This is a genomic window from Serinicoccus sp. CNJ-927 (assembly GCF_001942435.1).
GTDB classification, from domain to species: domain Bacteria; phylum Actinomycetota; class Actinomycetes; order Actinomycetales; family Dermatophilaceae; genus Ornithinicoccus; species Ornithinicoccus marinus.
Map to the genome: position 1 here is coordinate 1 of NZ_MKKF01000049.1, position 18,055 is coordinate 18,055.

At 70.7% G+C, this 18,055-nt stretch carries 23 protein-coding genes and 1 pseudogene; 11 read left to right on the plus strand and 13 right to left on the minus strand.

Features of this window, described 5'->3' with window-relative positions; translation table 11 throughout:
• Window positions 1–286 precede the first annotated feature (286 nt).
• Both BJF86_RS13235 and BJF86_RS13240 read left to right on the plus strand, forming a co-directional pair.
• A complete protein-coding gene (locus BJF86_RS13235; protein WP_075813249.1) occupies window positions 287–604 on the plus strand; it encodes a helix-turn-helix domain-containing protein in 318 nt (105 codons plus the stop codon).
• Between the two features lie 148 nt (window positions 605–752).
• Window positions 753–1,550, plus strand: a complete 798-nt coding sequence (locus BJF86_RS13240) for an integrase core domain-containing protein (protein WP_237768223.1) — start codon at window positions 753–755, stop codon at window positions 1,548–1,550.
• 354 nt (window positions 1,551–1,904) lie between these two features.
• On the opposite strand, the gene BJF86_RS13245 is transcribed toward BJF86_RS13240, so the two are convergent.
• The 5 genes from BJF86_RS13245 to BJF86_RS13265 are packed head-to-tail and all read right to left on the minus strand — an operon-like array spanning window position 1,905 to window position 5,931.
• Window positions 1,905–2,429 (minus strand): hypothetical protein, encoded by a 525-nt coding sequence (locus tag BJF86_RS13245; RefSeq protein ID WP_075819623.1) that lies wholly within the window; start codon window positions 2,427–2,429, stop codon window positions 1,905–1,907.
• 10 nt (window positions 2,430–2,439) lie between these two features.
• The gene (locus BJF86_RS13250) at window positions 2,440–4,404 is read right to left on the minus strand and encodes a hypothetical protein (RefSeq protein WP_075819625.1); all 1,965 of its coding nucleotides are present in this window, start codon (window positions 4,402–4,404) and stop codon (window positions 2,440–2,442) included.
• 9 nt (window positions 4,405–4,413) lie between these two features.
• Window positions 4,414–4,728 carry a hypothetical protein gene (locus BJF86_RS13255; protein ID WP_075819627.1) on the minus strand — a complete coding sequence of 105 codons (315 nt, stop codon included), beginning with the start codon at window positions 4,726–4,728 and terminating at the stop codon, window positions 4,414–4,416.
• Window positions 4,729–4,781: 53 nt separating this feature from the next.
• Entirely contained in the window at window positions 4,782–5,078 is a 297-nt protein-coding gene (locus BJF86_RS13260) for a GNAT family N-acetyltransferase (protein WP_075819629.1), read from the minus strand.
• A 46-nt stretch (window positions 5,079–5,124) separates the two neighbouring features.
• The gene (locus BJF86_RS13265; protein WP_237768224.1) at window positions 5,125–5,931 is read right to left on the minus strand and encodes an amidohydrolase family protein; all 807 of its coding nucleotides are present in this window, start codon (window positions 5,929–5,931) and stop codon (window positions 5,125–5,127) included.
• Between the two features lie 212 nt (window positions 5,932–6,143).
• On the opposite strand from BJF86_RS13265, the gene BJF86_RS18200 reads away from it, so the two are divergent.
• Window positions 6,144–6,500: a hypothetical protein gene (locus BJF86_RS18200; protein WP_075819631.1), complete on the plus strand. Its 357-nt coding sequence runs from the start codon at window positions 6,144–6,146 to the stop codon at window positions 6,498–6,500.
• 21 nt (window positions 6,501–6,521) lie between these two features.
• Here the strand turns inward: BJF86_RS18200 and BJF86_RS19050 are convergent, their stop codons facing one another.
• The 3 genes from BJF86_RS19050 to BJF86_RS13280 are packed head-to-tail and all read right to left on the minus strand — an operon-like array spanning window position 6,522 to window position 7,337.
• Window positions 6,522–6,815 carry an SRPBCC family protein gene (locus BJF86_RS19050; RefSeq protein WP_237768225.1) on the minus strand — a complete coding sequence of 98 codons (294 nt, stop codon included), beginning with the start codon at window positions 6,813–6,815 and terminating at the stop codon, window positions 6,522–6,524.
• Window positions 6,812–7,009, minus strand: coding sequence for an SRPBCC family protein (locus BJF86_RS19055; RefSeq protein WP_237768226.1), 198 nt, complete (start codon window positions 7,007–7,009; stop codon window positions 6,812–6,814). Before BJF86_RS19055 ends, BJF86_RS19050 begins: the two co-directional genes overlap by 4 nt.
• Before the next feature lies 1 nt (window position 7,010).
• Entirely contained in the window at window positions 7,011–7,337 is a 327-nt protein-coding gene (locus BJF86_RS13280) for an ArsR/SmtB family transcription factor (protein ID WP_075819633.1), read from the minus strand.
• A 190-nt stretch (window positions 7,338–7,527) separates the two neighbouring features.
• Here BJF86_RS13280 and BJF86_RS13285 point away from each other — a divergent pair, with 190 nt between their 5' ends.
• The 3 genes from BJF86_RS13285 to BJF86_RS13295 are packed head-to-tail and all read left to right on the plus strand — an operon-like array spanning window position 7,528 to window position 9,706.
• On the plus strand, window positions 7,528–7,758 hold the full coding sequence (locus tag BJF86_RS13285; RefSeq protein ID WP_075819635.1) for a hypothetical protein: 231 nt from the start codon (window positions 7,528–7,530) through the stop codon (window positions 7,756–7,758).
• Window positions 7,759–7,784: 26 nt separating this feature from the next.
• A complete protein-coding gene (locus BJF86_RS13290; protein WP_075819903.1) occupies window positions 7,785–9,086 on the plus strand; it encodes a glycosyltransferase family 2 protein in 1,302 nt (433 codons plus the stop codon).
• A complete protein-coding gene (locus tag BJF86_RS13295) occupies window positions 9,083–9,706 on the plus strand; it encodes a calcium-binding protein (RefSeq protein ID WP_075819639.1) in 624 nt (207 codons plus the stop codon). The genes BJF86_RS13290 and BJF86_RS13295 overlap by 4 nt, the downstream gene beginning before the upstream one ends.
• Window positions 9,707–9,796: 90 nt before the next feature.
• Here BJF86_RS13295 and BJF86_RS13300 read toward each other — a convergent pair whose 3' ends face one another.
• Window positions 9,797–10,510 (minus strand): AIM24 family protein, encoded by a 714-nt coding sequence (locus tag BJF86_RS13300; protein ID WP_075819641.1) that lies wholly within the window; start codon window positions 10,508–10,510, stop codon window positions 9,797–9,799.
• 269 nt (window positions 10,511–10,779) lie between these two features.
• On the opposite strand from BJF86_RS13300, the pseudogene BJF86_RS19060 reads away from it, so the two are divergent.
• From BJF86_RS19060 to BJF86_RS13315, 3 genes and pseudogenes are all read left to right on the plus strand, one after another.
• Window positions 10,780–11,016: pseudogene (locus BJF86_RS19060) on the plus strand (SGNH/GDSL hydrolase family protein); the annotation flags it as partial.
• 53 nt (window positions 11,017–11,069) lie between these two features.
• Window positions 11,070–11,771 carry a hypothetical protein gene (locus BJF86_RS19065; RefSeq protein ID WP_237768227.1) on the plus strand — a complete coding sequence of 234 codons (702 nt, stop codon included), beginning with the start codon at window positions 11,070–11,072 and terminating at the stop codon, window positions 11,769–11,771.
• 141 nt (window positions 11,772–11,912) lie between these two features.
• The gene (locus BJF86_RS13315; RefSeq protein WP_022923415.1) at window positions 11,913–12,296 is read left to right on the plus strand and encodes a DUF2237 family protein; all 384 of its coding nucleotides are present in this window, start codon (window positions 11,913–11,915) and stop codon (window positions 12,294–12,296) included.
• Between the two features lie 25 nt (window positions 12,297–12,321).
• Here BJF86_RS13315 and BJF86_RS13320 read toward each other — a convergent pair whose 3' ends face one another.
• Window positions 12,322–12,483, minus strand: coding sequence for a hypothetical protein (locus BJF86_RS13320; protein WP_158068422.1), 162 nt, complete (start codon window positions 12,481–12,483; stop codon window positions 12,322–12,324).
• On the minus strand, window positions 12,477–13,112 hold the full coding sequence (locus BJF86_RS13325) for a hypothetical protein (protein ID WP_075819649.1): 636 nt from the start codon (window positions 13,110–13,112) through the stop codon (window positions 12,477–12,479). The genes BJF86_RS13320 and BJF86_RS13325 overlap by 7 nt, the downstream gene beginning before the upstream one ends.
• Before the next feature lie 243 nt (window positions 13,113–13,355).
• On the opposite strand from BJF86_RS13325, the gene BJF86_RS13330 reads away from it, so the two are divergent.
• Entirely contained in the window at window positions 13,356–13,637 is a 282-nt protein-coding gene (locus BJF86_RS13330; RefSeq protein ID WP_022923413.1) for a DUF1540 domain-containing protein, read from the plus strand.
• Here BJF86_RS13330 and BJF86_RS13335 read toward each other — a convergent pair.
• Both BJF86_RS13335 and BJF86_RS13340 read right to left on the minus strand, forming a co-directional pair.
• Complete coding sequence (locus BJF86_RS13335; protein ID WP_075819651.1) at window positions 13,622–14,419, minus strand: hypothetical protein; 798 nt, start codon at window positions 14,417–14,419, stop codon at window positions 13,622–13,624. The genes BJF86_RS13330 and BJF86_RS13335 overlap by 16 nt on opposite strands.
• A 57-nt stretch (window positions 14,420–14,476) precedes the next feature.
• On the minus strand, window positions 14,477–15,502 hold the full coding sequence (locus tag BJF86_RS13340; RefSeq protein WP_075819653.1) for an endonuclease/exonuclease/phosphatase family protein: 1,026 nt from the start codon (window positions 15,500–15,502) through the stop codon (window positions 14,477–14,479).
• A gap of 188 nt (window positions 15,503–15,690) precedes the next feature.
• Here BJF86_RS13340 and BJF86_RS13345 point away from each other — a divergent pair, with 188 nt between their 5' ends.
• A complete protein-coding gene (locus tag BJF86_RS13345; RefSeq protein WP_075819657.1) occupies window positions 15,691–18,051 on the plus strand; it encodes an excinuclease ABC subunit UvrA in 2,361 nt (786 codons plus the stop codon).
• The last annotated feature ends 4 nt before the right edge of the window (window positions 18,052–18,055 follow it).

Sequence of the window (18,055 nt, forward strand, 5' to 3'; positions counted from 1 at the left end):
CCCTGAACGCCTTCGCCATCACCTTCGCCGACCGCATGCCTACGGCGCAGGACCGCTGACCATGAAAACGCCACTTACACCGTTAGTCGGACACTCCCGATCGCCCCAGGAGGGCCGAAACCTCCGCGGATCCCCGGCCAGTGCCGGTCAACGGGACGGAGCGCACACGTCCCAGCCGCCGCATCAGCCTTCCGTCTGGAGTTGGAGAGTGATCTTGTCGCGTCTCAAACTTCTTGGCAGACCGGTTATGAGGGCATGATCGGCGTGACCGAGGAGGAGATGGCCTATGGGTCGACCACCTGTGATCCCGGCGGAGAAGAAGACCAGGATCGTGCTGAGTGTCCTGGCAGGCGAGATGAGCATCGCCGAAGCGGCGCGCAAGGAGAAGGTCTCCGAGCAGTCGATCGGCCGCTGGAAGGCTGAGTTCCTGGAGGCGGGACGAACCGCGCTGGCCTCGGGCCGGACCGGTCCCTCGACCCGGGAGGAGCAGCTGGAGGCGGAGATCGCCGAGCTGACCACCGCATTGGGTGAGGCCCATCTTGAGGCGCGGGTGTGGAAGAAGAGCGCTGAGGGCCGCCTGGGCCCTTCGAGGACCTCGAGGTAATCCGTACCGAGGCGGGGATGCCGACCACGAGGTTCTGCGCACTGGTCGGCATCCCCGAACGGACCTACCGTCGCTGGCAGGCCCACGCCCGCGCCGGGCGCCCCGCCAAGGGGCCCTGGCCGCAGCGGCCCGCGAGGCATCCCGGGAGGTGATCACTCGCCTGGCGGCCAAGCACGCCGCGTGGGGCCACCGCAAGATCTGGGCCATGGCCCGCCACGGCGGCCACCGGGTGTCGATGTCGACCACGGCGCGGATCCTGGACGACGCCGGGTTGTTGCTGAAGGCGGACTACCAGCGGGAACGTCGTGACCTGGCCCAGCAGCGCAAGGCCGCGTTCGCCAAGACCCCGACGGGTCCGAACATGGTCTGGCAGTTCGACTTCTCCGAGTACGAGACCGCCAAGGGCGGGACCTGGCGAGTCGCGGGGATCGCGGACTACTGGTCCAAGTACGAGTTCGGGTGGCACTGGTCACCGACCGCGAACAAGCACGACGCGGTCGCCGCGGTCGAGCTCGCGCTGGCGGAGGCGGCCTCGATGCTGCCTGAGGGGCTGGACCTGCTGGAGTACCTCACCGACCCCGTCACCGGGGAGGTCGTGCCCATCACGTTGGTGACCGACAACGGTGGCCCGTTCCGCTCAGCCACCTTCGCGGCCCTGATCGAGAACACCCCAGAGCTGGACCATGTCCGCACCCGGGTCAGGACTCCTGGGCAGAACGGGGTGCGCGAGCGGGCGTTCCAGTCGCTGAAGTACGAGCGGCTTTACAGGGAGCAGATCGACGACATCCACGACCTGGTCGAGCACGGAGAGGACTTCCGCGCCGAGTTCAACACCGTCCGGCCCCACGAAGCACTCTCCTGGAACCGGCCCCGGGACGTGCACCTGGGCCTGGCCGACCCCGGCACACCCAACTTTCCCGAGGGCGAAACCCTGCCACTTCCTTGACACGGGACAGGGCTCAGCCCTCGCGCGGCACGACCTGGTGGATGAGATAGCAGGACGTGCCGTCGGAGTCGGCGAGATCTCGGCCGACCGAGAGGTAGCGCGGGTCGCCTCCGGGGTCATCGCCACGAGGGCATACCGCAGGACGCCAGCGCGGCGGTGACGACGACCGAGGACGCGCTCGCAGCCCAGCGTCGCCCGTGGCATGGTGCGCGTCGACCGACCATGGCAGACACCTCTCTCGAGCACGACTCGGTCCGACGGCCTGAGCCTGCCGCGGGTTCCGCCGGCACCGCGATGGAGAACGGCCCGGATCCCTTCACCCGAGCCGGGAGATGACACCGCCCGCTGCTCGCCTCAGCCGGGCAGGTCGGGCTCGCGGTGCTCGCCGAACCGGTCCCAGTCGCCGAACGTGATCATCGGGACCCAGTGGGGCGAGACGTCGACGCCGGTGAACTCCTCGACCTTGGCGGCAGCCTCTCCCTTGACCGCGAAGTAGGAGCGGGCTCGCCCGTCCGGCTGGAAGAGCAAGGATCTGTGCGCCTTGGAGTCCCGGAGGGAGAGCCACTTGTCCTGCCCGTCGGGGTAGACAGTGACGACGACCTCCCGGAGGAACAACTCTTCGGGACGACCGGGGTCCTCATCGAAGTGATACTTCTTCACCTCTGAGCCAAACCGGTCGTAGAAGATGGAGCCGACGTACATGCCCTCGGGATTGATCTTCAGCGTGTAGTCCGGCACGACACCACCAGAGGCGTCAGGGACCTTGCTCACGCAGAAGGAGGGGCCGTTGCTGAAGCGTGTTCGGGCCTGGGCCTCCGTGATCTCCTGGATCGGCTTGCGCAGGACCGGATGCCAGTCACGTCCGTAGCGGTACGTCATCGCTCTCTTCTCAGGGGTAGAGGTGGGCGGTGTAGTCGAAGCCGTTGACGTCGACGATACGGACGTTGTTCTCGAAGGCGTACTCCGCGACCTCGTCCGGGATCGTCCCTCCGGCCTGTGGTGGCACCTGCAGCACCATTTCACCCTCCAGCCGTTGACCCGCTAGGCCGGACGCCCGCGTCGAGGGTACGTCGGCGACCGTCGCGCCGTCCGGGTACTTGGTCACCAGCTCGTCGATGTAGGCGCGGGCCTGCCTGGTCTCGATGCTCCCGAGCTGGGTGAGCTTGCGGGAGACGATCAGATCGCCCGGCACATAGCTGTCCAGCCGCACGTAGCCCGACCCGCCCGGTGCCTGCAGGTAGACCTGGTTGTGCTGGTAAGTGGGCGCCATGTAGGTGTCGAAGCGGTTGCCGGCCACCATGTTCTGCAGCCACGGGCGGTCCTCGAAGCGGCGCAGCTCGGCCGGCGTGAGGAAGTTGTCCCGCCCGTAGTTCGCCGGGTCCGCGAGCTCGTCGGCCGAGGTGGGCAGCCTGCCGCCGGGCAGCAGGCGGGACATGTCGGTGCCGTTGTCGGCGAGCCGCTCGATCGTCGCGAGCTCGTCCACCGTGAGGGCGCGCTTGACCCACTTCCCTCCGACGGAGAACCAGCCGACGATCGGCACCGCGCCGGCGGCGGACAAGCCGGCGTCGACGTAGTTGCCCTCCGCCGTGTACCAGAGCCCGTGGAGGAGGTCGGCGGGCTCCCCCACGAGGGGCAGCATCCCGACCACGTCGAGCACGAGGTGTCCCGCCTGGGACCACCATGGCGGCTTGTTCTCCTCGGCGATCCTGGCCTCGCGCTCGATCGCGGCGACCGCTCCCTCCAGGTCCTCGACCAGACCCGGCTGCCACGCCTGCGAGCCCTCGACGGGTGGCGCGGCCAGACCCGACTGCAGCCCGGTCACGAGCTGGGTGACGGCATACTCGTCCATCCCGCGGTACCGGAGCGTCTCCCACAGGCGGGCGTCGACCTCCATCGGGCCGTCGTCGGTCTCCACGGTGACCGTCTCGCCCTCGGCAAAGACCTGCTGCAGCGCCTCGGGGTTGTTGCCCATGCCCTGGTAGAGCGCGCCGAACGGGTCCATGACCAGGTTGCTGCCGGGGCTCTTGGCGGGGTCCGGGTCGAACACGAAGTCGCCGGGGGTCCAGTACTCCGCCCCGCCATCCCCCTCGAGCTCGACCATCCGCTCGTGCACCGTGCCGAGGAGGTCGGTGGAGAAGGTGCCGCGCGAGATCACCAGGCTGAGCCGCTGCGCCGTGCCGCTCGAAGGAGGCGCCTGCTCGATGTGGTCGGCCCAGGCCTCCCCCATCCCCGGGACCTCCAGGTCGCCCTCGCCCTGCGACGCGAGACCGTAGGTCAGGCCCAGACCGTTGAGCAGCGCGTTGTAGTCGGTGTCGAAGTCGGTGGCCTCCTCCGCGGTGCGGACGTGGTAACCCCGGGTCGAGTTGAGCTCCCGGAGGTAGGCGTCGAGGACGCCGGGAGGCACCCGGTCCGCGACGGCCTTGGCGAAGTAGGGGTCGTGGCCGTGCTCGGCGAGGATCTCGAGCAACCGCGGGTCGATGTCCCTCGGCTCGCCGGACAGGCTCGGCTCCATCATCGTCTCGACCTCGTCGGCGAGGGCATCGACCTTCGCCTCGGACAGGTCGCTGACGTAGCTCTCGTCGATCTCGACGACACCCACGCCGGGGACGCCCGGCGTGCTGCCCGCGATGAGGCGCGCCAGGGCCAGCCGCCGGGCGAGGTCGCGGACCCGATCATCCATCCAGGCCCAGATCTCGGCGCCGAAGTCGACGCCGGACACCGGCTCGGTGCTGAGCATCACGTGATCGAGCCGTCCCTTGACGGTGCTCACGTCCAAGGGCAGGTCGTCGCGGGCGGAGGTCAGGTCGGAGACCAGGTCCTCCATGGCGCCGATGTCGATGCTGACGAGGGCCATGTCCGGGGCCTACCGCGGGCCCATGCGCTGCCAGCGCACCTGCCAGGCCGTCGAGGGCACGCGCTCGGGCTGGGCGGCGATCGCCGCGTCGAAGGCGTCGATGGCCGCCGGCCCCGCGTCGTTGATCTTGGTCCGGTAGGTGTCGAGCTCGCCGGAGAAGTCCTCACCCATCGGCCCCTCCCAGGCGCCGGAGTCCATGGCGCGACGAGCGGCGGACAGGGCGTCCTCCAGCCGGGCTGCGGGGTCCACGCTGGACGACCGTGCGCTCTCCAGCGCGTCCTTGTAGGTGTTGTTCACCATGACGACCTCGTCGTCACCGGCCATGACCCCTCCTGACGTGGTGTTTCGTCACCGGAGCAGGAGGTTAGCAGCGCGTCTCAGCCCGGCGAGCCGTAGAGCAAGGGCGCGTAGTCGGGGTGACGGTCGATCCACCCCTTGATGAAGGGGCAGATGGCGAGGACCCGGCGGGTGCCCTGATCACGGACGTCGTCGAGGGCGTACCGGGCCAGCGCACTGCCGACGCCTTGCCCCTCGAAGGCACCGTCGACCTCGGTATGCGTGAAGACCACGAGGATGTCGGTCAGCTGGTACTCCGCGAACCCGGCCAGCTCACCGTCGATCCGTGCCTCGTAGCGCGTCTGCTCGTCGTTCCTGGTCACCTGGACGTCGGCCATACCCCAGCCTCTCGCGCCGCGCGGCGCCCGTCCACCGGCCCGGTGATCAGCCCTCGTGCACCACACGTCCGCCCTGGACCACCATCCGGACGTGCCGCTCCGGGGACGCCAGGACCTGGGCGTCCTCGAGCGGGTTGGCGCGCAGCAGCACGAGGTCGGCCGCCGCCCCCTCGGCCACGACACCGAGGGTGCCCGTCTGCTCCAGGAGCTCGGCACCGACAAGGGTCGCCGACCGCAGGATGTCCTCCGGTGACTGCACCTGCGCGTGGATCCGGAACTCCTCGCTCTGGTGCCGGTGCATCGACCCCAGCAGGTCGGTGCCGAGGGCGATCTTCACCCCGCCACGGCTGGCGAGGTCCAGCGCGTGCAGGCCGGCCTCGAGCATTTCGCCCACCTTGGCCTGGCTGGCCGGGGGCAGCCCGGCGTCGGCGCCCTCCTTCTGGAGGTACTCGTAGGTGACGAGGGTCGGCACGAGGAAGGCGTCGTGCTCGCGGAACAGCTCGACGCTGGAGGCGTCGATGAGGTTGCCGTGCTCGATGCAGCGCAGACCCAGCTCCAGCCCGCGGTTGACCGCCCGTGCGGTGTAGGCGTGCCCGGTGACGTAGCGGTTGGCGTTGGTGGCCTCCTCCACGACCGCCTCGATCTCGTCGGCCGAGAACTGCAGCGAGTCCACCCGGTCCGTCGGGGAGGCCACGCCCCCGGAGAGCATGAGCTTGACGTGGTGGGCGCCGGTGCGCAGCTGGTCGCGGGAGGCGCGGCGCACCGCGTCGACCCCGTCGCAGACCGTCCCTGGGCCTCCGAGCAGGGTCTGGATCTCGACGACGAGGCCCTGCTGCGCACGTATGCCGGGCACGAGGCGGCGGTGATGCGCGAGCGACCGCGGGAGGCATACCCACGGGTGCTCGCCGAGGCCTTCCGGCGCACGGGCCGGGCGCTCGGGTCCCGCGTCGACGACGACTGGGCACAGCGTCTCGGCGGCTCGGTGCCGGACTGGCCCGCCTTCTCGGACTCCCGCGCCGCGATGGCCAGCCTCGCCGAGCACTTCGACCTGATCATCCGTCCAACGTGCACCGGGCGGGTTTCGCCGCGAGCAACCGCCAGCTCCGGATTCGGACCACGGCCGTCGTCACTGCCGAGGACGTCGGCGCCTACAAGCCCGTAGACCCGCACTTCCACGCCCTGGGCAAGGTGCTCGACGACCTGGAGATCCCGGTCGAGGAGCACCTGCACGTGGCGCAGAGCCTCTTCCACGACCACGTCCCGGCGGCGGCGCACGACCTGGACTCGGTATGGATCAACCGTCGCCACGACCGTCCGGGGTGGGGTGCCACCCCGGAGCCGGAGGCGGCGTGGACCTACCTGGCCGAGTACCCCTCGATGGCCGCCTTCGCACAGTCCGTGCAGGCCGACGAGCGCATCTGAGGGATACCCGGCAGCCGCGGGTCAGGCGGCGAGGAAGGCGTCGATCTGGTTGATCGACTCGGTGGCGCCCTGCTCCATGCCCATGTCGAGCACCTGCTGCAGCGCCTCGGCGCTCTCGTAGACCGAGGTGAAGGTGGCGCGGGTGCCGCCGTCGTGCTCCTCGAAGGCGTAGGTGTTGCGGGAGACGGGCATGCCCTCGGCGGGCTGCCAGCTCTCCGCGTCCGCGAAGCGGTCCTCGAAGGCGAAGCGGCGGGGCTCCTCGACCTCGGTCACCTCCCACATGCCGCCGAACCGCTCGCCCTCGGGGCTCGTCATGTAGTACTTCGTCGTGGTCCCGGCCCGCAGCTCAGCTCGACGAAGGTCGCGGGATAGGTCGGCGGGCCGAAGACCTGCTCCAGCTGGCGCGGGTCGGCATACAGCTGCCACACGCGCTCGACCGGTGCGGCGAACTCCGCGGTGATGGTGACGGTCCGGGTCTCGGTGTCGGTGGTGACGCCGGTGACGGGCATGTCAGTGCTCCTTGAGGAAGGTGTCGATGCGATCGATGCGACCGCGCCAGAGGGTCTCGAGCTCGGCGAGCATCGAGGAGACCGAGCGCACGGCCTCCACGTCGCCGCTGGCGAGCTGCTGCCGGCCGCTGCGACGCTTGGTGAGCAGGCCGGCGCGCTCCAGCACGGCGACATGCTTCTGGACGGCGGCGAAGCTCATGTCGTAGTCCTCCGCCAGGGCCGAGACGGAGTGCTCGCCCGCCAGCACGCGCCGCAGGATGTCGCGTCGCGTGCGGTCGGCGAGCGCGTGGAACATCGCGTCAGCGCGGTCCTCGCCCGTCCGGTCCATGGTAGCAATATACAACCATTCGGTTGTATGTCGATGGGGTGTGACGAGAGTCACCCCAAAGAGAGCAAAATAGTTGATACTTCAACTTCCCTCGAGGCACCGGGTCTCGTTACTCTTGAGTCACATCGGGATCTCCACAGGTGACGGACCTGGGTCGGATCGATCCCTCCAGTGACGAAGGACTGTCCCCATGACGGATCTGCTGCACCCTGCCCTGTCCGCGCTCGACGCGGTCCTGGCCACGACTGGTCGGGTCGCGCTCCTCAGCGCGGCCCTGCTCTACGTCGGCTACCTCCTCGCCTCCGCCGTCGCCCTCGTCGGACGGCCGCCCCGCGCGCCCCGCCCGCAGCCGGCCACCGCTGCGCCCGCCCCCGTGACCTCCCTGCCCGTGGCTGCGCCCGTGCTCAAGCGGGCGGCCTGACCGTGCTGACCACGGGGGAGCTGCCGATGGACCCGGTGGCAACGCTGGCCGTGCTGCTGGTGCTGGTCAGCGCGATCTACCTGGTGCGGATGCTGGTGCTCTCGCGCCGCGACCCGGCGCACACCGTGCAGCCGCAGGTCGACCTGGCTCAGGACCCGGGCTTCGACGTGGTCTTCCTGATCCCGTGCCTCGACGAGGAGCTCGTCGTGGGCGGCGGCATCGACCGGCTCCTGGCGCTCCCGCACCCCCGGACGACCGTCCTGGTCGTCGACGACGGCTCGTCCGACGGCACGGCCGACGTGGTGCGCTCGTTCACCGACCCGCGGGTGCACCTGCTGCAGCGCGTCGCGCCCGAGGCCAGGCTCGGCAAGGGCGAGGCGCTCAACGCCGCGGTCTCCCACCTGCTCGCCGGCGGGTTGGGCCGTGACTACGACCCCGACGGCACGGTCGTCTGCGTGGTGGACGCCGACGGTCGGCTGGAGCAGCAGAGCCTGCACGCCGTCCTGCCGAAGTTCGTCGACCCCGTCCTGGGCGGCGTGCAGATCGGCGTGCGGATCAACAACCGCCAGGCGCACCTGCTGGCGCGGATGCAGGACATGGAGTTCGTGCTCTACACCGATGTCTTCCAGCGCGGGCGGCGCCACCTGGGCAGCGTCGGGCTCGGCGGCAACGGCCAGTTCGTGCGGCTCTCGGCGCTCATGAGCCTCGGACCCGCGCCGTGGACCCGCTCCCTGTCGGAGGACCTGGACCTGGGGGTCCGCCTGCTGACCGCGGGCTGGCTGCTCGACTTCTCCAGCGACACGGCGGTGCACCAGCAGGGCCTGGTCGACCTGGGCCGGTGGGTGCGGCAGCGGACGCGGTGGTTCCAGGGTCACCTGCAGTCCTGGGCGCTCGTGCCCCGCGTGCTGGAGTCGCTGCGGGGGGCGGCCCGGGTCGACCTCTACTACCACCTGACCAGCCCGTTCCTGCTCCTCGTCGCCTCACTGTTCAGCGTCGCCTTCGTCGCCTGGGTGCTCGACCTGGCGACCGACGTGGCCACCGGGGAGCTCCAGCCGAGCTGGTGGTGGCTCAGCTCCTACGTCTTCGCGGTCGGCCCGACCATCGTGCTCACGCTGCTCTACCGACGCCGGGAGCCGGGTCTGTCCCTCCTCGCCGCGCTCGCCCTCGCGCACCTCTACGTCGTCTACTGCATGCTCTGGTATGCCGCCGGCTGGCGCGCCGTCGGGCGCACCCTGCGCGGCCGCACCGGGTGGGCGAAGACCGAGCGACTGACCGGCGCGGAGCAGGAGCCGGTGGCGGCCGGGCATACCGGCGGGTCGACGTCGTGAGCCTGCGCCGAGGCCTCCTCGGGGTCCTGGCGCTGCTGCTGCTCGCCGGCTGCGCCTCCGGGCAGGCGTGGGAGGAGGGGAGCGAGCACGACGGGTGGCGCGTGGTCTTCGACGGGCACGGCGTCGTCCGCCCCGACGGCGACGGGGTGCTGCTCGAGCCGCGTCACGCCGCCTCCGCCGACGTCACGCACGGCGGCCTGGTCGTGACGACACAGGCCCACCCCGCCGGGACGGACCTCGCGATCACGGCGAGCACGCAGGAGCAGGTGCGCGAGGGGGATCCCAACCCGTGGGAGGTGGCCTGGGTCCTGTGGAACTACCAGGATCCCGAGCACTTCTACGCCGTGGTGCTCAAGCCGAACGGTTGGGAGGTGAGCAAGCAGGACCCGGCTTACCCGGGCAACCAGCGCTTCCTCGCCAGCGGCACCGAGCCCCGGTTCCCGATCGGCGCCGACTACCGGGTCGAGGTGGAGCAGGCCGACGGCGTGATGTCCGTCTCCGTCGACGGGGAGCAGCTCGCCGAGGTGACCGACACCGAGCGGCCCTACACCGAGGGCGCGATCGGGCTCTACACCGAGGACGCGCGGGTGCGCTTCGCGGATCTGCGGACCGGTCGATGACGAGGTATACACCTCTCTAGCGTGGGGGTGAGAGAAGGCAAGACGTCGTGATCGATCGCGCTGTCGCCGCCGGAGGGTCCGGTCCGGGCCTCAGCTGAGGAAGTCGCTGAGCCCGCTGCTGCGACGCTCCCCGGAGCCGGTGTTCGCGGCATTCTCCGCGGGCTGCACGAGCACGTGCCCCTGGCCGGAGAAGGCCATCTGCACCATCTCGCCCGTCCCCCCGCGCAGCATCGAGCCGATCCCGCCGGTGTCGGTGCGGATCTGCATCCGGACCGCCTGGGTCCAGAGCACCACCGCCTGCGCGTCGGCGAAGGTCGGGGTCGAGACGTCCAGCGCGATCGGCTCGCCCTTGGTGGTGATCGCGACATACCCGCTGCCGCGCAGCGAGACGTTGAACAGCCCACCGGCCATCATCCCGCCACGGGCCGACACCCGGTGGATGTCCCAGTCGATCGAGGAGGAGAAGGCGAGCACGTTGGCGCCGTTGACCGACACCATGTCGTCCTCCAGGTAGAGCACCTGGATGTCCGCCGCCTCGTCGGCGAGGAAGAGCTCCCCCTGTCCGCTGCACTCCATGATCGGGACGCCCTCGCCGGTGAGCGAGGACTTCAACATCTTGCTCAGCCCGCCGGAACCCTTGTTGGCGAAGCGGATGTCGCCCTGGTAGGCCACCATCGAGCCGGTCCTCGCCATGACCGGCCCGTAGTCCATCCGCACCTTGAGCATCTTGCTGCTCTGGCGGGTGAACTGGTCCCGCGCCTCGGTCTCCTTGAACTCCTCGAACAGCGATCCGTGGATCGGCATGGCCCTCACCCTTCCCGTCACGGTCCCTGCTGAGTATGGTGCGGGTCGAGGTCGGCGCTCAACCCACGGGAGGTGCGGCGAGGGGCGGTCTCGACGCGCGGTCGCGTGGCCCGGACGCCGTCGACGAGGCGATGCCGCGGGCCCTCATCATCCCTGGCGACCACATCGCTGCTGGTGAGCGCTGCGCCGCACCGATCGGCCGGCTGTGCTTGGCTGGGCCCATGTCAACGACGACACGGACCCTTCTCGCCACCGCCAGCGCTCTCGCGATGGGCGCCACCCTCGCGGTCACCCCGTCCTCGGCCGCCAGCTCCGCCTACGTCGCCCTCGGCGACAGCTTCTCGGCGGGGACGGGCACCTTCGACCGCACGGACTCGTGCTACCGCTCGCCGCGGGGATATCCCGAGCTCGTCGCCCGGGCGAAGGGCCTGGACCTGGACTACCAGGCGTGCTCCGGGGCGGAGACGGCCGATGTGCTCGCCGACCAGCTCGACACGCTGGGCCCGGGGACCGGCCAGGTCTCCGTGACGATCGGCGGCAACGACGTCGCTTCGCCGACGTGCTCACCGAGTGCGCCCTCCCCGGGTGGATCAGCGACTGCGACGGGGAGATCGACGACGCGCTCGTCGTCCTGCGGACCGAGCTGCCCGGTCGGCTGGACGAGGTCTACGGCGCCATCGACGACCGGGCTCCGGACGCCACGGTCGCCGTCGCCGGCTACCCGTACCTCTTCAACGGCCGGGACTGCAGCTGGCTGACCTTCTTCTCGCGCGGCGAGATGGCCCGGCTCAACGACGGCACCGCCGAGCTCGACGAGATGATCGCCGACCGCTCCACCGCCTCCGGCTTCACCTACGTCGAGGTGCGGGACGACTTCGCCGGCCACGCCGTGTGCGACACGCAGCCCTGGATCAACAACCTGTCCTTCCCGATCGACGAGTCCTTCCACCCCAACCGTCCGGGCAACCAGGCCTATGCCGCCGCCGTCGCCCCGGCCCTCGTCGGGTCGACGATGCCGGCCGCCCGGATGGCGACGCAGCAGGCCACGCCTGCACCGCCGCCCGACGTGCGGGAGCAGGCGCGGGCGGTGCTGGAGCTGAGGCTGGACAGCAGGGCGCACCTGCGGCAGGCGAAGGAGGCGGGGCTGCGGCCGGGCGAGGTGCGCAGCGCCGTCGCCAAGCTGCGCAGCGGGGACGAGCGGGTCGTGCGGGCCGGGCTGGCGCAGCTGCAGGCCCTCGACGCCCGGGTGGAGCAGGGCTGAGAGGCCAGCCGACCGGGGAAATCCCGCCGGGGCGGTCATTCGCCGGTCACCCGGGTGATTCGGTGCGGACACCGACCGGGGATCTCCCGCCGGGGCCGTCCTTTGCCGGTCGCCCGGTCGTCGGCGTGAAATGCTGGCGGCATGCGCAACGTCCTGGGCACCCCGCTGCGGGAGTGCGGCACCGACCCGGTGACGGGCTTCACCCGGTCCGGGTGCTGCGAGGTCACCCCGCAGGACGTCGGCGTGCACGGGATCTGCGCCGTGGTGACCGAGGAGTTCCTGGCGCACCAGTTCTCGGTCGGCAACGACCTGCTCACACCGCGTCCGAGCTGGGGATTCCCCGGCCTGACGCCGGGGGACCGCTGGTGCGTGGTGGCGCTGCGCTGGCTGCAGTCCCACGAGGAGGGACGGGCGGCCCCGGTGGTGCTCGCCAGCACCCATGAGCAGGTGCTCGAGCTGGTGCCGCTGGAGCTGCTGCGCCGGTATGCCGTCGACGTCCCGGACGACCTCTCGGGGTGGGGCTGAGCCCGCTGCCGGCGGGTCGGCGTCCTCAGCCCGGGGTGGTCCCTGCCGCGTCCGGACCCGTCCCCGACTCCCCCGGGCCACCGAGCCGGGTGCGCTCGTCCTCGGCGGCGCGGCGGCCGACGGACAGCAGGAACAGCCCGCCGAGCAGGTCGAGGATCCCGATCACGAGCAGCAAGATCGTCAGCACCCCGCTCTCCCCGGAGGCGAGCCGGTTGGCGGCGAAGACGGTGATGGCCACGCCGAGCACGAGGTAGACCCAGCCACGGCGGCGCAGGCTGGCGGGGTCCCGCCGCGCGATCTCGGCCGCCGAGGGCCGGGCGATCCCGGTCTGACCTGCCGTGCCTCGGCAGGCTCCGCGCGAGGCGCCCCCTCGCGGAAGGTCCCATCGAAGGGCTCCTCGGTCTGGTGGTCGAAGGGTTGGTAGCCGGTCTCCGCGGCGACGATCCCCACGGCGCGACGAGCCTCCTCGAGCACCTGTGCACGATCGGGGCCCGAGTCCTCGGAGGGCTCCTCGCCGGTTTCGCGCTCACCCAGGCTCACCGCCGCGGAGCCGTCGAAGAGCTCGACCTGGATGCCGGTCCGGGGCGCCGTCAGCTCGCCGTAGACGTCGCCGCCGGTCTCCTCGGCCACCCAGGTCTCGAGCTCGCCGCTGAGCACCTCGCGCAGCCGGGTCTCGATCCGGCGGAACGTCTCCACGCCCTCGGTGAGCGCCTGCTCGTCGGCCTCCCTGCCGGAGTCCTCGGCGTCTGCGGCGGCGAGCGCGTCCTCCCAGCTCTGCCCCGCATCCCGTGGGCACAGGGTGATGTCGTAGCTCATGCCCCCATCTTGCCCGCTCCGGCGCTCGCCCTGAGCACGCCCTCATCCGGAAGGCGCATGAATGCGTCAGCGAAATCATCCGAAATGTCCGCAGCCGCACCTGCGCGGCGCCTCGGCGTCAAAGGAGAATGCCCTTTTCCCCTTTGTCCGATCAGGTGCGATGTCCTTGTGGGCCGCGTCCCGACAGCCCTACCGTCATGGTGTCGGAAACACTTCCTTGACCGACGAGAAAGGACCAGAACCATGGCCACCATGACCGCAATCACCTCGTGCGCCGCGACCGCGTGCGCCTACAACAACGGTGGGTGCAGCGCCGAGGCCGTCACCATCGCCGGTGACTCCGGCGGCGCCTCGTGCGGCACCTTCGTCGAGCTGGACGTGCGCGGGGGCCTGCCCGTCGCCGAGGGGCACGTGGGTGCCTGCCAGCGACTGGAGTGCGCGCACAACAAGGACCTCATGTGCACGGCCGAGGCCATCACCGTCGGCGGGGACACCGCCAACTGCCTGAGCTACACCGCCGGCTGACCCAGACCGGTCACCGCGGCCTCGAGCTGATCGAGGTCGCGGACCGGTGCGTCGAAGGGCACGAAGACCGTCCGCGTCCGGTCGGCGTCGATGCGTAGCCACGTGCAGCCGGTCCCGTCGACGTCGGCCAGCACCGTCTCGCCGACATAGGGTCGCACCGACGCCGGGGTGGGGTGTCCCTGGCCGACGACCCCGGCCCGGTCGCCGGCGCAGACCTGCGCCACGACGGCCGCGGGGTCGTCGACCGCCTGCGCGATCTCGTGGCAGAGCCATTCCTGCGACCGGTGCGGGAAGCGGTCCGAGCAGACCAGCTCGGCGAACGCCAGGGGGGTGACCCCTCCCTGGTCGTGCAGGAGCACGCGGTCGAGCGCGAGCAGCGCGACCCGGGCCCCGGCCTCGGCGGCCCACCCGACCTCGGTCGGGAGGAGCCCCAGGGCGGCCAACCGGCCGAGCTCCACGTCCTCCACGAGCCGCAGGTGCGCGAGGGTGTGCACGCTGGCCGTCGAGACCCGCAGCCGAGGGTCGGCGCCGTGCTGGTCGATCCGCAGCCGGACCTCGTGGCAGCCCTCGCCCTCCGCCAGGCAGGCGGTGGGGAGCGCGACGGCCAGGACGTCGGCCGGGGTGAGCCCGTGCGCGAGCACCTGATGCGGTCGTCCCGCGTCCTCGCGGTAGGCCACGACCGTGGCGCGACCGGCGCCGTCGAGCAGCCGCGCGGCCGTCGACCGGGTCGTCGCGGCGCGGGGGTCCAGCTGCGGCCCGACGACCGGTGGGGTGCTCGCCATGAGGTAAGGATAACCTCACCCCTTTAGCGCAAGGCAAGCCCCGCGCATACCCCCAGGTCAGGCCGGGTTGTGGGCGAAGCGCACGAGCACGATGCCGTGGTCCGCGGTCCCGTCGGCCTTGTGGTCCTCGGTGTTGAGGTGGTCGTTGTAGATCACGAGCCCGTCGAAGAGCCAGCGCCGCCGGTAGGAGTGGTCGTAGAACTGCTCGGAGACGAGGACGTGGTCCAGCGACTCGCGCAGGTCCTGGTAGACGTGCGTGTAGTAGACGTCGCGGGTGTCGCGGTACTGCTGCAGCGTCTGCGCCGTGTAGAGGGCGATGTCGCCCCCGCCACGTGACTCGCCCACGAGGTAGCGGGGCTGCTCGGTGAGGATGTTGAGGGTGTTGGAGTGCTGCCCGTCGTTGACGTCGCCGAGCACGATCACCGGCGTCACCGTGCCCTTGGTCTCCGCGGTGAGGATCACCCGCAGCGCGGCCGCCTCGGCGGTCCGCCGGATGGTGGACAGCGCCGCCCCGATGGCCGTGGTGTGCGGCTTGTAGCGGTCGCGGTCGGCGTTGTACCACCCCTCCCGCCAGATCTGGGTCGGCGCCTTGGACTTGAAGTGGCAGACGTAGACCGCGGTCGGCGGCTCGTCCTCGCGCGGGGCGATCTCGAACCGGAGCACCGGTCGGGAGAAGCCATGGATGGCCACGTCGATCTCCGGGGTCTGCGGGTCCTCACCGGAGGAGGTCAGCCGCAGGTCGTCGGGGAAGTCCTCGATCCACCGCGCCGAGTCCGGGACGAGCAGGTCCCGCCGCACCAGCGCCCCGCACACGATCCTGGCACCGGTCGCGGGTGCGGCGAGCAGCTCGTAGTCCTCGTCCATCCCGGCCTGGGTGACCACCTCGGCCAGCGCGTCGGCGTGCCACAGCTCCTGCACCCCCAGGACGTCGGGTGCCAGCTCGCGCAACAGGCGCGCCGACCAGGCGACCTTGGCGGCATACTCCTCGGTGCTCCAGCCGTCGGCGTCCTGGTACATCGGGCCGCCGGGCAGGTTCAGGTTGTAGAGGTTGAAGGTCGCGACAGACAGCTCGTCGGCGTTCATCGGTGCGCCTCCTGCGGGTTCGCGGCGGGTATGCCTGTGCTCACCCTCTCAGAGCGGGGCGGCACCACTCGGATACGGACGGGTCACCGGCGGCTCAGGGAGTCCCGGAACCGCGGCGTCCGGACCGGACGCCCCGTGCGTCCAGATATCAGGCCCCTCCGGTCGCGAGCGCGTGGCACGATCAGCGCATGCATCCTGCTGACAGTCACGACGTCATCAGGGTCCGTGGCGCCCGGGTCAACAACCTCCAGGACGTCGACGTCGACATCCCCAAGCGTCGGATGACCGTGTTCTCCGGTGTCTCCGGCTCGGGCAAGTCGAGCCTGGTCTTCGGGACCGTCGCCGCGGAGAGCCAGCGCCTGATCAACGAGACCTACTCCGCCTTCCTGCAGTCCTTCATGCCGGTCACGAGCCGCCCCGAGGTGGAGGAGCTGGACGGGCTCTCGGCGGCCATCGTGGTCGACCAGGAACGACTCGGTGCCAACGCCCGGTCGACCGTCGGCACCGCGACGGACACCTACGCCCTGCTCCGGATCCTCTTCAGCCGGCTCTCCGAGCCGCACGTCGGCCCGAGCTCGGCCTTCTCCTTCAACCAGGCCTCGGCCAGCGGCAGCGGCCGGCTCGTCGTCGAGAAGGACGGCAAGCCGCCCAAGGGAGAGGTCGCGACCTTCGAGTTCATCGGCGGCATGTGCCCGGTGTGCGAGGGGCTGGGGCAGCAGGCCGCGATCGACGAGGACGTCGTCGTCGACCGGTCCCTCTCGCTCAACGACGGTGCGATCCTCGTGCCCGGCTACGGCGTGGGCACCTGGGGCTGGAAGATGTACGGCGACGAGGGGGCCGCCGCCGACGGCAAGCTCGACATGGACAAGGTCCTGGGGGACTACTCCGAGCGGGAGTGGCACTGGCTGATGTACCAGGAGCCGACCAAGGTGAAGTTCGCCGGGATCAACCTCACCTACGAGGGCCTGGTCGTGCGGATCCGGCGCACCCTCTTCGGCGACAGGGAGCCGAAGCAGAAGCACATGATCGACTTCAAGGAGCGGGTCGCCACCACCGGTCCGTGCACCGAGTGCGGCGGCACCCGGCTCAACGAGGCGGCGCGGACGGCCACGGTGGCCGGCACGACCATCCCCGAGTGCACCGCGATGCAGGTGAGTGATCTCGCCGAGTGGGTGCGCGGCATACCGGACACCTCGGTCGCGCCCTTGGTCAGCAACCTCGCGGCGATGCTCGACTCGTTCACCGAGATCGGGCTGGGCTACCTCTCCCTCGACCGGGAGGCCGGGACCCTGTCCGGCGGTGAGGCGCAGCGGGTCAAGATGATCCGGCAGCTCGGCAGCGCGCTCACCGACGTCACCTACGTCTTCGACGAGCCGACCGTCGGTCTCCACCCGCACGACATCCGCCGGATGATCGCGCTGCTGGAGTCCTTGCGCGACAAGGGCAACACGATCCTCGTGGTCGAGCACAAGCCCGAGGTCATCGAGGCCGCCGACCACGTCATCGACATCGGCCCGGGCGCCGGCAACGACGGCGGCTCGATCACCTTCGAGGGCGACGTCGCAGGGCTGCGGGCCTCCGACACGGTCACCGGGCACTACCTCGACCACCGTATGCCGCTGCGCGACCCGGAGGAGCTGCGGTCCGCGACCGGGGCGATCCACATCCGCGGCGCCGCGACGCACAACCTCAAGGACGTCGACGTCGACATCCCGACCGGCGTGCTCGTCGCGGTGACCGGTGTCGCAGGGTCCGGCAAGAGCTCGCTGGTCCACGGCTCGCTCAGCGGACGTGAGGACGTGCTCATCGTCGACCAGTCCGCGATCCGCGGTTCGCGCCGTTCCAACCCGGCGACCTACTCCGGGCTGCTCGACCCGATCCGCACGGCCTTCGCGAAGGAGAACGGCGTCAAGGCCGCGCTCTTCTCGCCCAACTCCGAGGGGGCCTGCCCGGCGTGCAACGGCCAGGGCGTCATCTACCCCGAGCAGGGCATGCTCGTCGGCGGCCCGTCGCAGTGCGAGACCTGTGGGGGGCGACGCTTCCGCGAGGACGTGCTCGAGCACACCCTGCACGGGCTCACCATCGCCGAGGTCTTCGACCTCTCGATCGCGCAGGCCGCGGAGGTCTTCACCTCGGGCAAGGCGCAGGGCATCCTGGCGCGGCTGGTCGACGTCGGCCTGGGCTACCTGCGCCTCGGTCAGCCGCTCACGACCTTGTCCGGCGGCGAGCGGCAGCGGCTCAAGCTCGCCTCCCAGCTGGGGGGCAAGGGCACCACGATCGTCCTCGACGAGCCGACGGCGGGACTTCACCTGGCGGACACCGAGCGTCTGGTCCAGATGCTGCACACCCTCGTGGACCAGGGGCACAGCCTGGTCGTCATCGAGCACAACCTCGCCGTCGTGGCCAACGCCGACCACGTCATCGACATCGGTCCCGGTGCGGGGCACGACGGTGGTGAGGTCGTCTTCGAGGGCACCCCGGCCCAGATGGTGCAGGACGGGTCGACGCTGACCGCCGAGCACCTGCAGGAGTGGGTGGGCGCCCGCTGACCGC

Excerpts from the sequence above, each read along its gene's own strand:
- BJF86_RS13345 (WP_075819657.1), top strand. The coding sequence starts at position 15,691 with ATGCATCCTGCTGACAGTCACGACGTCATCAGGGTCCGTGGCGCCCGG.
- BJF86_RS13250 (WP_075819625.1), bottom strand. The coding sequence starts at position 4,404 with ATGGCCCTCGTCAGCATCGACATCGGCGCCATGGAGGACCTGGTCTCC.
- BJF86_RS19050 (WP_237768225.1), bottom strand. The coding sequence starts at position 6,815 with ATGACGAGCCCCGAGGGCGAGCGGTTCGGCGGCATGTGGGAGGTGACC.
- BJF86_RS13290 (WP_075819903.1), top strand. The coding sequence starts at position 7,785 with ATGGACCCGGTGGCAACGCTGGCCGTGCTGCTGGTGCTGGTCAGCGCG.
- BJF86_RS13280 (WP_075819633.1), bottom strand. The coding sequence starts at position 7,337 with ATGGACCGGACGGGCGAGGACCGCGCTGACGCGATGTTCCACGCGCTC.
- BJF86_RS19055 (WP_237768226.1), bottom strand. The coding sequence starts at position 7,009 with ATGCCCGTCACCGGCGTCACCACCGACACCGAGACCCGGACCGTCACC.
- BJF86_RS13330 (WP_022923413.1), top strand. The coding sequence starts at position 13,356 with ATGGCCACCATGACCGCAATCACCTCGTGCGCCGCGACCGCGTGCGCC.
- BJF86_RS13285 (WP_075819635.1), top strand. The coding sequence starts at position 7,528 with ATGACGGATCTGCTGCACCCTGCCCTGTCCGCGCTCGACGCGGTCCTG.
- BJF86_RS13340 (WP_075819653.1), bottom strand. The coding sequence starts at position 15,502 with ATGAACGCCGACGAGCTGTCTGTCGCGACCTTCAACCTCTACAACCTG.
- BJF86_RS13235 (WP_075813249.1), top strand. The coding sequence starts at position 287 with ATGGGTCGACCACCTGTGATCCCGGCGGAGAAGAAGACCAGGATCGTG.
- BJF86_RS13300 (WP_075819641.1), bottom strand. The coding sequence starts at position 10,510 with ATGCCGATCCACGGATCGCTGTTCGAGGAGTTCAAGGAGACCGAGGCG.
- BJF86_RS13245 (WP_075819623.1), bottom strand. The coding sequence starts at position 2,429 with ATGACGTACCGCTACGGACGTGACTGGCATCCGGTCCTGCGCAAGCCG.
- BJF86_RS13260 (WP_075819629.1), bottom strand. The coding sequence starts at position 5,078 with ATGGCCGACGTCCAGGTGACCAGGAACGACGAGCAGACGCGCTACGAG.
- BJF86_RS13255 (WP_075819627.1), bottom strand. The coding sequence starts at position 4,728 with ATGGCCGGTGACGACGAGGTCGTCATGGTGAACAACACCTACAAGGAC.
- BJF86_RS13335 (WP_075819651.1), bottom strand. The coding sequence starts at position 14,419 with ATGGCGAGCACCCCACCGGTCGTCGGGCCGCAGCTGGACCCCCGCGCC.
- BJF86_RS13325 (WP_075819649.1), bottom strand. The coding sequence starts at position 13,112 with ATGAGCTACGACATCACCCTGTGCCCACGGGATGCGGGGCAGAGCTGG.
- BJF86_RS13315 (WP_022923415.1), top strand. The coding sequence starts at position 11,913 with ATGCGCAACGTCCTGGGCACCCCGCTGCGGGAGTGCGGCACCGACCCG.